The sequence below is a fragment of the Rhizobium viscosum genome (assembly GCF_014873945.1).
Classification (GTDB): domain Bacteria; phylum Pseudomonadota; class Alphaproteobacteria; order Rhizobiales; family Rhizobiaceae; genus Rhizobium; species Rhizobium viscosum.
In genome coordinates this window covers 1,902,716-1,915,122 of the sequence record NZ_JADBEC010000001.1, presented here as the reverse complement: position 1 = coordinate 1,915,122, position 12,407 = coordinate 1,902,716, and the positions used below count along the sequence as shown (strand labels likewise).

At 55.5% G+C, this 12,407-nt stretch carries 10 protein-coding genes; 3 read left to right on the top strand and 7 right to left on the bottom strand.

Annotation, left to right across the window (positions count from 1 at the left end; translation table 11 throughout):
• Positions 1-151: 151 nt before the first annotated feature.
• On the bottom strand, positions 152-811 hold the full coding sequence (locus tag H4W29_RS09575; protein ID WP_192728715.1) for a YggS family pyridoxal phosphate-dependent enzyme: 660 nt from the start codon (positions 809-811) through the stop codon (positions 152-154).
• 197 nt (positions 812-1,008) lie between these two features.
• Here H4W29_RS09575 and leuS point away from each other — a divergent pair, with 197 nt between their 5' ends.
• From leuS to holA, 3 genes are read left to right on the top strand one after another with little or no spacing between them, the layout of a single operon-like run.
• Positions 1,009-3,639, top strand: coding sequence for a leucine--tRNA ligase (leuS, locus tag H4W29_RS09570; protein ID WP_192728714.1), 2,631 nt, complete (start codon positions 1,009-1,011; stop codon positions 3,637-3,639).
• A complete protein-coding gene (gene lptE / locus H4W29_RS09565; protein WP_192728713.1) occupies positions 3,629-4,150 on the top strand; it encodes an LPS assembly lipoprotein LptE in 522 nt (173 codons plus the stop codon). The genes leuS and lptE overlap by 11 nt, the downstream gene beginning before the upstream one ends.
• A 12-nt stretch (positions 4,151-4,162) precedes the next feature.
• On the top strand, positions 4,163-5,209 hold the full coding sequence (gene holA, locus H4W29_RS09560; RefSeq protein WP_192728712.1) for a DNA polymerase III subunit delta: 1,047 nt from the start codon (positions 4,163-4,165) through the stop codon (positions 5,207-5,209).
• Here holA and H4W29_RS09555 read toward each other — a convergent pair whose 3' ends face one another.
• From H4W29_RS09555 to rho, 6 genes are all read right to left on the bottom strand, one after another.
• Positions 5,210-6,091 (bottom strand): ParB/RepB/Spo0J family partition protein, encoded by an 882-nt coding sequence (locus H4W29_RS09555; RefSeq protein WP_192728711.1) that lies wholly within the window; start codon positions 6,089-6,091, stop codon positions 5,210-5,212.
• 33 nt (positions 6,092-6,124) lie between these two features.
• Positions 6,125-6,919, bottom strand: a complete 795-nt coding sequence (locus H4W29_RS09550; protein ID WP_192728710.1) for a ParA family protein — start codon at positions 6,917-6,919, stop codon at positions 6,125-6,127.
• A gap of 19 nt (positions 6,920-6,938) precedes the next feature.
• Entirely contained in the window at positions 6,939-7,556 is a 618-nt protein-coding gene (gene rsmG / locus H4W29_RS09545) for a 16S rRNA (guanine(527)-N(7))-methyltransferase RsmG (protein ID WP_192728709.1), read from the bottom strand.
• Positions 7,557-7,584: 28 nt separating this feature from the next.
• Complete coding sequence (mnmG, locus tag H4W29_RS09540; RefSeq protein ID WP_192728708.1) at positions 7,585-9,459, bottom strand: tRNA uridine-5-carboxymethylaminomethyl(34) synthesis enzyme MnmG; 1,875 nt, start codon at positions 9,457-9,459, stop codon at positions 7,585-7,587.
• Between the two features lie 65 nt (positions 9,460-9,524).
• The gene (gene mnmE, locus H4W29_RS09535; protein ID WP_192728707.1) at positions 9,525-10,847 is read right to left on the bottom strand and encodes a tRNA uridine-5-carboxymethylaminomethyl(34) synthesis GTPase MnmE; all 1,323 of its coding nucleotides are present in this window, start codon (positions 10,845-10,847) and stop codon (positions 9,525-9,527) included.
• Positions 10,848-10,952: 105 nt separating this feature from the next.
• Entirely contained in the window at positions 10,953-12,218 is a 1,266-nt protein-coding gene (gene rho / locus H4W29_RS09530; RefSeq protein ID WP_029868909.1) for a transcription termination factor Rho, read from the bottom strand.
• Positions 12,219-12,407 lie beyond the last annotated feature (189 nt).

Sequence of the window (12,407 nt, the reverse complement as noted above, 5' to 3'; positions counted from 1 at the left end):
GTCTGCGCAATCAGTAGTTAACGAGAGAAACTGTCCGCTTAAACTTTTTTTCGTATTAATGAATATTATCGCTTTCCAAACAACGGCCGCTGGATACCTGTCCGAATCATGAGTAATCCTCTGATTCGAAGAGGTCGTTTCCCGCCATTTGTTAACGTGTGCCGAAAATCGCCGAGCCGACACGCACGCTCGTGGCGCCGAACGCAATGGCAATTTCGTAGTCACCGGACATGCCCATGGAGAGTTTTTTGACGCCGCACTTTTCTGCGAGTTTGGCGAGCAGAGCGAAATGCGGGCCGGGATTTTCATCCGCCGGCGGAAGACACATCAGCCCTTCAATGGCAAGGCCGAGCTCACCGCGACAGAAGTTCACGAAAGCTGCCGTATCGTCCGGTGCGATGCCGGCCTTCTGTGGCTCCAGGCCGGTATTGACTTGCACATAGAGACGCAGCGCCTTGCCCTGCCGCTTCATCTCCTCGGCAATGGCACGCGCGATCTTCTCACGGTCGATGGTCTCGATCACGTCAAAGAGCGCAACCGCTTCGGCGGCCTTGTTGGATTGCAGCGGACCGATGAGATGCAGCTCGATGCCGGGCGTCTCCGCCTTCAGCTCCGGCCATTTTCCCTGACTTTCCTGAACACGGTTTTCTCCGAAAACGCGCTGACCGGCCTCGATTGCCAGCCGAATGGTATCGGCCTCGAAAGTCTTCGAGACCGCCACCAGCTGCACAGAGCGTTCCGGACGGCCCGCATCCTGCCCCGCCGCAGCAATCCTGGACCATACTTCTTTCAACCGCTCTTGAAGTTCCATCGTTCCGTCCCGACAATAGGTACAAATCCATCGGCAATGCACTACTGGGCTGCCATGGCCTTGCCAAGACTTCTCTCTGCGAAATCGCCTCGAAGCCAAGATCGAACGCGTGAAGCGCCCGCAAAACTTGACGCTCGGTTGGTTTCATGGTGAAGGTCTCGGCCAACCTCCCCTGATTTTCCGGAAATTCTGATACTATGGCTACCGAACGTTACAATCCGCGCGATGCTGAGCCCCGCTGGCAGCAGAAATGGAACGAGGAGAAGGTCTTCGAGACCGACAACTCCGATCCGCGCGAGAAATATTACGTCCTAGAGATGTTCCCCTATCCATCGGGCCGCATCCATATGGGCCATGTCCGCAACTATGCCATGGGTGACGTCGTGGCACGCTACAAGCGCGCCCGCGGCTATAACGTCCTTCATCCGATGGGCTGGGACGCCTTCGGCATGCCGGCGGAAAATGCGGCTATGGAACGCGGCGTGCATCCTGCATCCTGGACCTATCAGAACATCGGCTCAATGAAAGCACAGCTGAAGGCGATGGGCCTGTCGCTGGATTGGTCCCGCGAATTCGCCACCTGCGATGTCGAATATTACCAGCAGCAGCAGCATCTTTTCCTGGACTTCCTGGAGAAGGGCCTCGTCTACCGCAAGCAGTCCAAGGTGAACTGGGATCCGGTCGACAACACGGTTCTCGCCAACGAACAGGTCATCGACGGTCGTGGCTGGCGCTCAGGAGCGCTGGTGGAACAGCGCGAACTGACGCAGTGGTTCTTCAAGATCACCGATTTCAGTCAGGACCTGCTGGACGCGCTCGATACGCTCGACCAGTGGCCGGAAAAAGTGCGCCTGATGCAGAAAAACTGGATCGGTCGCTCTGAAGGCCTCACGATCCGCTGGGAGATCGTCCCGGAAACCGCACCTGCCGGCGAAACCGAAGTGGAGGTCTACACGACCCGTCCGGATACGCTGTTCGGGGCCTCCTTCCTGGCGATCGCCGCCGATCATCCGCTCGCCAAGGAGGCAGCGGGAAGGAATGCTGACATCGAGGCCTTCTGCGAGGAGTGCCGCCGTGCTGGTACCTCTCTTGCTGCACTCGAGACGGCTGAGAAGAAGGGCATAGATACCGGCATCCGCGTGAAGCACCCGCTCGACCCATCCTGGGAACTGCCGGTCTACGTCGCCAACTTCGTCCTGATGGATTACGGCACGGGCGCCATTTTCGGCTGCCCCTCGGGCGACCAGCGAGACCTGGATTTCGCCCGCAAATATGGCCTGCCGGTCGTGCCGGTCGTCATGCCTGCGGATGGCGATGCTGCAAGCTTTACCATCGGCGATATCGCCTATGACGGCGAGGGCGTGATGATCAACTCGCGCTTCCTCGATGGCAAAACGGCGGACGAAGCCTTCCAGATCGTTGCCGACAAACTGTCGTCCACCCTGCTTGGCAACGCGCCGCAGGGCGAACGCAAGGTCAATTTCCGCCTGCGCGACTGGGGCATTTCCCGTCAGCGTTACTGGGGCTGCCCCATCCCGGTCATCCATTGCGATGACTGCGGCGTCATACCGGTTCCGAAGAAGGACCTGCCGGTGAAGCTGCCGCAGGATGTGACTTTCGATCAGCCCGGTAATCCGCTGGACCGTCACCCGACCTGGCGACATGTCGCCTGCCCGCAATGCGGCAAGGATGCGCGTCGCGAGACGGACACGATGGACACTTTCGTTGATTCGAGCTGGTATTTCACCCGCTTCACGGCTCCTTGGGAGAAGCAGCCGACCGACCCGGCTGCGGCCAACCGCTGGCTGCCGGTGGATCAGTATATCGGCGGTATCGAACACGCGATCCTGCACCTGCTCTATTCGCGCTTTTTCACCCGCGCGATGCGCGAGACCGGCCATGTGGACGTCAAGGAGCCTTTCAAGGGCCTCTTCACCCAGGGTATGGTCGTTCATGAGACCTATAGCCGCGGCGCCGGCATGCATCGCGAATGGATTTCCCCCGCCGATATCCGCATCGAGGAGATCGACGGGAAGCGCAGCGCCTATCTGCTGGATGGCGGCGAAGAAATCACTATCGGCTCGATCGAAAAGATGTCGAAGTCGAAAAAGAACGTCGTAGACCCCGACGATATCATTGCCTCCTACGGCGCCGATACTGCCCGTTTCTTCGTCCTGTCAGACTCCCCGCCCGAGCGCGACGTAATCTGGTCGGAAGCCGGCGTTGAAGGCGCCCACCGCTTCACACAGCGGCTGTGGCGCCTGATTTCAGAAGCGGCTGAAGTGCTCTCTACTGTGGAACCGAAGCCTGCGGAAGACGGCGAAGCCCTTGCAATCTCTCAACTCGCCCACAAGACGCTGAAGGCGGTCCAGAACGACTATGACAGGCTTTGGTTCAACAAAGCAGTCGCCCGCATCTACGAACTCGTCAACGCGCTGGCAGGCCCGCTGACGAAGGTCGCAGCCGGTGAGGGCGATGCAGCCTATCGGGCTGCCATCCGAAATGCCGCCGAGATCCTCATCCAACTCGTCGCGCCCATGACGCCGCACCTGGCTGAGGAATGCTGGATGACCCTTGGCAACAAGGACCTCATTGCCCATACGGCCTGGCCGGATTTTGATGAATCGCTCGTCGTCGAGAACGACGTGATCCTCCCCGTGCAAATCAACGGCAAGAAGCGCGCCGAATTGACAATTTCTCGCGACGCAGATCAAAATACCGTCACCGAAGCCGTGCTGGAATTGGACGCGGTGAAGAATGTCTTGAACGGTCAAGCACCGAAAAAAATCATCGTGGTTCCACAGAGGATTGTAAACATTGTCGTCTGATTTCGCCCGCAAGCTTGCGCGCCGCGCCGGCATCGTCACGATCCTTGTCTCCGCGGCGTTTCTTTCCGCCTGCCAGGTTCGGCCACTCTATTCCGAAAGTACCGGCGTTACCGAGAAGCTTGGCTCCGTCGGCTTTTCCGAAGCGGGTACGCGTGTCGGACAGGTAGTTCGCAATCGTCTGATCTTCCTGGCTTCCCGCGGTGCCGGAGAAGTCGAGAAGCCGAATTACATGGTTGATATGCAAGTTTCGTCATACGTTGCCGATACTTTGCTTGTTCAGTCCTCGGATACGTCTCGTGCAGGACGCGCGACTGTGACTGTGAGCTATACATTGCGGACAACGAAGGACAATCAGATCATCAAGGCCGGTAGCCGCTCTGCAACATCTCTGGTTGACTTCCCGAGCCAGGAATTTGCCAAGCAGCGAGCAATTCTCGATGCGGAAAATCGCGCCGCTAATCAGGCGGCCGAATTCGTGGGAGCGGACCTCGCCGCCGCACTCAGCCGCTAAGGGAGCGGTGGCGTGGCGGAAATCAAATCCCATGAATTCGAAGGGTTTCTGCAGAAATCCGCACGCCTATACCGCATCTATCTGATCTATGGCCCGGACCGCGGACTCGTTTCCGAGCGCGCCGGTATGATCGCTGGAAAAACTGGCATAGATCAGAATGACCCGTTCTCCGTCACCAAGCTTGATGTCGGCGATCTGCAGAAAGAGCCTGGCCGGCTGGTTGATGAGGCCCAATCCATTGGTCTTTTTGGCGGTGAAAAGCTGATATGGGTAAGGGGTGCTGCCAACGAGAAATATCTCGTCGATGCTGTCGCTTTTCTGTCCGGCGCTTCCCTTGAAGCAGCCAGTATCATCATCGAGGCAGGTGACCTGAAGAAGGGATCCGCCTTACGCAAGACGGTCGAGGCTGCTCGTAGCGCAGCAGTTGCCATCCCCTGCTATGCTGACGACGGCCGAGCGCTGAACACGCTGATCGACAATGAACTTTCCGCAGAAGGGTTGGGCATAACGCCTGCTGCCAGGCAAGCTCTCGTCGCGCTGATCGGGGGCGACAGAATTGCTTCCAGAAACGAAATTCGCAAACTGGCTCTCTATTGCCGCGGCATGGAAACGATCGATGATCATCACGTTACCGAAATAATCGGAGACGCCAGCGCGATTTCGGTCGATGATGCCGTAGATGCGATATTAAGCGGCAACAGCAACGGTTTCCTGCATGCGATGCAGAAGATCACGAGTTCCAAAACCTCAGTTTTTCTGGTTCTCCAAGCCTGCCTTCGACAATTTCAGATTCTCGATACGATGCGCGCGGAGATGGATGAGAAAAGACTGCCACCTGCGCAAATCATGCAGACGCTGGGCAGACATCTTCATTTCCGTCGCAAGCCGGTTATAGAGCAGGCGCTAAAAAGCTGGAGTGCAGACGCCATCTCCCGTGAAACAAAGCGCCTGCAGGCAGCCGTCCTGCAAACGAGACAGCGTCAGATATTGGAAGACAGCATCGCCATGCAGACGTTGCTCTCCACGACACTGCAGTCGGCGAGACGCCCCCAGGCCTGATTAGCGGCGCTCTAGAAGCCGGCAGACTTCCTCGAGCTGCTCCAGGGACTTATAGGAGATACGGATCTGACCGCCGCTGGCCTTGTGATTGATGGATACATCAAGCCCTAGCGTATCCGATAGCGTGCGCTCCAGAGCCAGCGTATCGGAATCCTTCTGGTTCTTGTGAACAGGCGCCTGCGGCTCTGATTGAGCCTTGATGTCGTTCTGTGCAAGCTTCTCCGCATCGCGCACCGACATCCCCTTGGAAACGATTGTACGCGCGAGTGCGGAGGGATCTGACGTCGAAACCAGCGCACGTGCATGCCCCGCGGAAAGGCTTCCAGCAGCCAGCATGTCACGAACGGGCTCAGGCAGCTTCAACAGTCGCAACGAATTTGCGACATGGCTGCGGCTCTTGCCAATAATCTCACCGAGGTCGTTTTGGGTATATCCATACTCAGCAATAAGCTGCTCATAGCCGAGCGCCTCTTCAAGAGCATTGAGATCGGAGCGCTGGACGTTCTCAACGATCGCGATTTCCAGCGCCGTCTTGTCATCAACATCCCTGATAATAACAGGGATCTCAATCAGACCTGCCAACTGAGCTGCCCGCCAACGTCTTTCGCCGGCTATTATTTCATAGCGGTCTCGCGCGAGCGTTCTGGCGACAATCGGCTGCACGATGCCATGCTGGCGAATCGAACTTGCAAGATCGTGAAGTTCAGCATCATCGAAGAAACGACGAGGGTTACGAGGGTTACGAGTGACGAACTCGATGGGGATCATTCGGTCGGCGCTGACCGTAGGCCGCTCCGCCTCGGCCGGAACAGGCTGATCCATTTCACCTATAAGGGCTGCGAGGCCGCGGCCAAGCCGTCTTTTCGATGTATCGTCATTCATGTCCAAAACTCGCTTACTCTGTCATGCACTCTTTCAAGCTGCCAGTCTCTGCCGTTCCCGCTGGATAACTTCCGATGCGAGCTGCAGATAGGCCTGGCTGCCGGCGCACTTGAGATCATAGAGAATAGCCGGCTTGCCGTACGAAGGCGCTTCTGAAACACGGACATTCCGCGGGATAAGCGTGTGATAGACCTTCTCGCCGAGATGAGTCCTCACGTCGTTAACGACCTGCTGCGCCAGATTATTACGAGCATCGAACATCGTCAGGACAATACCCTGAATATCAAGCTGCGGATTGACCGTTCGGCGCACCTGATTGACGGTCTCCAGAAGCTGGCTCAAACCTTCGAGAGCGAAGAACTCGCATTGCAGCGGCACCAGCACGGAATGAGCGGCCGCCATGGCATTCATCGTCAGCAGGTTGAAAGAGGGCGGGCAATCCAGAAGAATATAGGAAAAGGACATTGCCTCAGAGGACGACAACGCTTTCCTGAGCTTGAAGACACGATCGCTCTGCTGGGAGATTTCCATCTCGACGCCGAGAAGATCCATCGTCGACGGGACAATGAAAAGATTAGGAACTGCCGTCTCCAACGCGGTCTCAGCGACACCAGCTTCCCCGACCATCAGATCATAAGAGGAAAGCTTACGATTGCGACGGTCAATACCCAAACCAGTGCTTGCATTACCCTGTGGATCCAGATCGATGATCAGCACCCGCTCGCCGATGGCAGCGAGAGCCGTTGCCAAATTGATCGCGGTAGTCGTCTTGCCGACGCCACCCTTTTGATTTGCGATGGTGATAATCCGATTACGTTCGCCAGCCATTGCCGCAATATCCGCTTCGTTAAACCAAGCGCTGGAGATTTGATATTTCGAGAATTACAGAATCTTGCTCAACAGCGCTATTGTGTTCTAGCAGATCAAAGGTCCAGCGACTATGTGCTTTCTGGATCTCCCTCTGGTAATCCCGGCCTTTATGAAAATATGCGCGATTATTTTCTTTACCAGCGATCCACGGCGCCGCGTATTCAATCAACTTATCGAGATCGGCGAGCGCGCGGGCGGAGATGGCATCGCAAGCTGCTATTGCTACCGGCGCATCTTCGATTCTGATAGCATGTACCTCGCCTCGCGCGCCGGTTTCTCGCAGAGCGGTTCGTAGAAATGCCGCCTTCTTATTGTTGCTTTCCACCAGGTGAACCCAGCCTTGTTGCTGTTCGGCGAGAAAGATCGCGGTAATTACACCCGGAAAGCCACCACCGCTCCCAAGATCAATCCAGGTTTGAGGGTGAGGGGAGATCTGAAATATCTGCGCACTATCCGCGATATGCCGACTCCACATATCACCCATGGTCGAAGGCGCGACAAGGTTGATCGCCTTGGCCCACTTCGTGAAAAGCTCTGCGAAATGTTGCAGGCGTTCCTGTGTTTCACGTGAAACACGCAATCCGTTTAATTCCATTCCAGAAGACTCTCAAACCTTGCAGCCATTATGCGACCTGGCTACGAACACTTTCACCACGGCGCAAGTGCACCAGCAAGAGTGAAATAGCTGCTGGTGTCATGCCTTCCACTTTCAGAGCCTGAGCGATGTTGGCGGGCTTTTGCACGTCGAGCTTATTCCTCAGTTCATTCGAGAGTCCCGAAAGGCTGCTATAGTCGAAGTCCGCCGGAATTAAGCGCGCCTCATCTCGACGTTGCGTCTCAATGGCGGCCGTCTGACGATCCATATAAACAGAATAGATCGCCTCGATCTCCAAGGCCTCAACGGCTTTCTTCGAGAAGGATCTCAGATCTCCCCACACCTGCTCCAACTGCGAAAACGTATATTCCGGATACGAAAGGAGTTCATAAGCGGTTCGGCGCTGACCATCAAGGTTGAGGTTAAGTCCCGCCTTACGCGCTTCATTCGGCGTGACGGAAAGAGACTGAAGGAGCGTTCGACCGCTTTCCAATTCCTCTTGATATGCCATAAAACGAGCTTGGCGTTCAGCCGAAACGCATCCGAGTTCGACTGCCCCTGGCGTAAGCCGTGCGTCAGCATTGTCAGCGCGGAGTGTCAATCGATATTCCGCGCGAGATGTGAACATTCGATACGGCTCTGTAACGCCCCGCGTCGTCAAATCGTCAATCATAACGCCGATATAGGAATTCGTGCGACTGAATATAAAAGGCTTGGAACTGCCACTCGACAATGCGGCGTTGAGACCTGCGGCAAGACCTTGGGCGGCGGCTTCTTCGTAACCTGTCGTCCCATTAATTTGCCCAGCCAAGAATAGCCCTGGAAGTTTTTTGACTTCCAACGTTGCCGTCAACTCTCTTGGATCGACATGGTCATATTCAATCGCGTAGCCGGGATGCAATATTTCTACACGTTCCAGGCCAGGGATCGTCCTGATGAACGCGGTTTGAACGTCGGCCGGCAGCGAGGTCGAAATCCCGTTTGGATAGATGGTATCGTCGTCAAGCCCTTCAGGTTCCAGGAAGATCTGATGTCCGTCCCTCTCGCCAAATTTAACAAGCTTGTCTTCGATCGACGGGCAATATCGCGGACCGACACCTTCAATCTGTCCGGAATACATTGCCGATTTCTGCAGGTTATCGACGATGATACGATGAGTCGCCTCTGTTGTTCGCGTTACGCCGCATTCGACCTGCGGGTTAACGATGCGATCTGTCATGAAGGAGAACGGCACCAATTCCTTATCGGCAGCCTGACGCCCGACCGATTCCCAATCAATCGTTTTCCCACTTAGGCGAGCCGGTGTCCCAGTCTTAAGACGGCCCAGCTTCAAACCCAATCGAAGGAACGTCGCTGAAAGCCCCATCGAAGGTGGCTCACCGGTGCGGCCAGCGGGTGTCTTCTCATTTCCTATATGGATAAGTCCCCGAAGGAACGTGCCTGTCGTAATAACAACCGACGGGCCCACGATAAGCCTTCCATCTTTCATTATTACGCCAGCGACTCGATTGCCTTTGATATCCAAATCAAATGCGTCGCCTTCGATCACATCAAGGTCATCAATTGTCCCAATGGCATCCAACATGGCGAGACGATAGAGCTTGCGATCGGCTTGGGTACGCGGGCCACGAACCGCTGCACCCTTCTTCTTATTCAACATACGAAACTGGATACCGGAGGCATCAGTAATACGGCCCATAAGACCATCCATCGCATCGATTTCGCGAACAAGATGGCCCTTGCCAAGCCCGCCGATGGCCGGATTACAGGACATTACGCCGATCGTGTCACGCCGATGCGTGACCAAGGCAGTTTTCGCCCCCATCCTCGCGGCGGCCGCGGCTGCTTCCGATCCGGCATGACCGCCTCCGATCACGATAACGTCATAACTATTGGCGCTCATGCGCTACTCCACAAAAGGTTTCACGTGAAACCTCGCGCCCCGCTGTGGTCGGCGTTCCACGTGAATCATTTTCCGATACAAAACTCCGAAAAGATGACGTCAAGAAGATCTTCAACGTCGACCCGTCCAGTAATGCGCCCAAGATTATCACCGGCGAGCCTTAGAGATTCCGCCCTGATTTCCAGGCTCTGCTCTGCTTGATCGATTGCCGCTGATAGAGCAATCAGGCATTTCGACAGCGAATCCTTATGCCGCTCTCGTGTCGGAACGGACAAAGACAATCCCTCAAATTTCTGTTCGATGAAGGAAGAAACAAAGTTCCGAAGTTCCGGAAGACCTTCCCCTGTCGCCGTTGAAATTTGAAGGGCGTATGACGCAGTTGAAGGATACAGGTCTCGCTTTGTGCCGACAATAACATGCGACGAAGCGCGTTCCAAGTCGGTAGGATCTATTCGTGAAGGCGACCCCAGGTCGGCCAGGAAAAGCACGAGATCAGCATTATCCAATGCCAGTTGCGCTCTCTTGATACCTTCCTGCTCCACGATATCGGCTGTGTCTCGCAGACCCGCTGTGTCATAGAGCTTGACCAGATAGCCATTTAGATTGATATCGACATGAAGTAGGTCGCGCGTCGTGCCGGCGATATCGGTAACGATTGCCACGTCCCTTTGCGCAAACCAGTTCATCAAGCTGGACTTACCAGCATTGGGCGCCCCGGCAATAACGACTTTAAAGCCATCGCGGACAATCTCCCCCATTTCAGCATGGGAAAGATGATCTTCCATTTCCCGCCGAAGTGCCGCCAGCGACACCCAGATCTGATCTGAGACAGAGCCGGGAACGTCGTCTTCATCCGGAAAATCCAGTTCAGCCTCGATCAAAGCACGAGAGCGCGTTATTCGTTCCGCCCACGAATCATACAGGCGCGACAGACCGCCCGAGCTCTGCTCGAGCGCCAGGCGGCGCTGCATTTCCGTCTCAGCTGCGATAAGATCCGCTAATCCCTCGATTTCAACGAGATCAAGTTTGCCGTTTTCAAAAGCGCGACGGCTGAACTCGCCTTCCATTGCAAGTCTCGTTCCGGGAAACGCTGCCAGTTCTCTCGAGAGGGCTGATATGACCGCTCTCGAACCGTGGACCTGGAATTCGGCAGAATCTTCGCCGGTAAAGGAAGCCGGACCGGGAAAGAAAAGAACCAGCCCTCCATCGATCGGAAAACCGTTCCGAGTCCGAATCGTTCGGTAGGCAGCGGTTCGCGGTGATGGAATCCCACCAATTAGTGCATCTAAGATCAGACAGGTCTGTGAACCACTAACACGAACAATCGACACACCTGATGGCGGGGCGCCACTCGAGAGAGCAAATATAGTGTCGTTCCACGTTTCCATATGGTGTTCAGCCTATCGGTTCGTTTCCGAATCAATTCGAAACAGAAAAGGCTGGTGGTCGTTTGCACGACTCACCAGCCTCAACCTGAGGAATCCGGCTAATAATCAGGTATTCATCGAGTCGAAGAAGTCACCATTATTCTTCGTCTGTTTCAGCTTGTCGATGAGGAATTCAATCGCATCGGTCGTTCCCATCGGTGCAAGGATACGGCGCAGAACGAAGATCTTCTGCAGATCCTGGCGCGGAACGAGCAGGTCTTCCTTACGCGTGCCCGACTTAAGAATATCCATGGCCGGGAAGATACGCTTGTCGGCGACCTTACGATCGAGAACGATTTCAGAGTTACCCGTGCCCTTGAACTCTTCGAAGATGACTTCGTCCATACGGCTGCCCGTGTCGATGAGAGCCGTTGCAATGATGGTCAGCGAACCACCCTCTTCAATGTTGCGTGCAGCACCGAAGAAGCGCTTAGGGCGCTGGAGCGCGTTGGCGTCAACACCACCGGTAAGAACCTTGCCGGATGAAGGAACGACGGTATTGTAGGCGCGGCCAAGGCGGGTGATGGAGTCGAGCAGGATGACAACGTCGCGGCCATGTTCCACGAGACGCTTGGCCTTTTCGATCACCATTTCGGCGACCTGGACGTGCCGGACCGCCGGCTCATCGAATGTGGAAGAAATGACTTCGCCGCGGACCGAACGCTGCATGTCCGTGACTTCTTCCGGACGTTCATCGATCAGCAGAACGATCAGATAGCATTCAGGATGGTTGGCGGTGATCGAGTGAGCGATGTTCTGCAGGAGAACCGTTTTACCTGTACGTGGCGGGGCAACAATCAGACCGCGCTGGCCCTTGCCGAGAGGCGCCACGAGATCAATTACCCGGGGCGAAAGATCCTTAGAGGTTGGAACATCCAGTTCCATCTTGAAACGCTCGTTCGGATAGAGCGGCGTCAGGTTATCGAAGTGAACTTTATGACGGATCTTTTCGGGATCGTCGAAATTGATTGTGTTGACCTTGAGAAGCGCGAAATAGCGTTCGCCTTCCTTCGGACCGCGGATCGGACCCTCGACCGTATCGCCGGTCTTCAGAGAGAAGCGGCGGATCTGGGAGGGGGAGATGTAGATATCGTCCGGACCGGGCAGATAGTTGGCATTTGCGGAGCGCAGAAACCCGAAACCATCCTGCAGGACTTCAACGACGCCTTCGCCGATGATTTCGATATCCTGGCTGGCAAGAACCTTGAGGATTGCAAACATGAGCTCCTGCTTACGCATCGTGCTCGCATTCTCGACCTCGAGCGATTCGGCAAAAGCCAGAAGATCCGTCGGGGATTTACTCTTAAGTTCCTGAAGCTTCATTTCAGCCATGAAGTGACCAATACTCGTTATTTTATAAGGGGAAAGGCGATGTTGGGTCGTATTCGGTACTGCGAAAGGGGCTCGCAGGCGACTGAACTCTACACACATGCCACGAAGATGAGATGGCCGGAAAATAGCGAGTCGGAACCCGACCCGCAAGGGGGCTGCTTAAAATGTCTGAAATTTAACCTCGGCAAC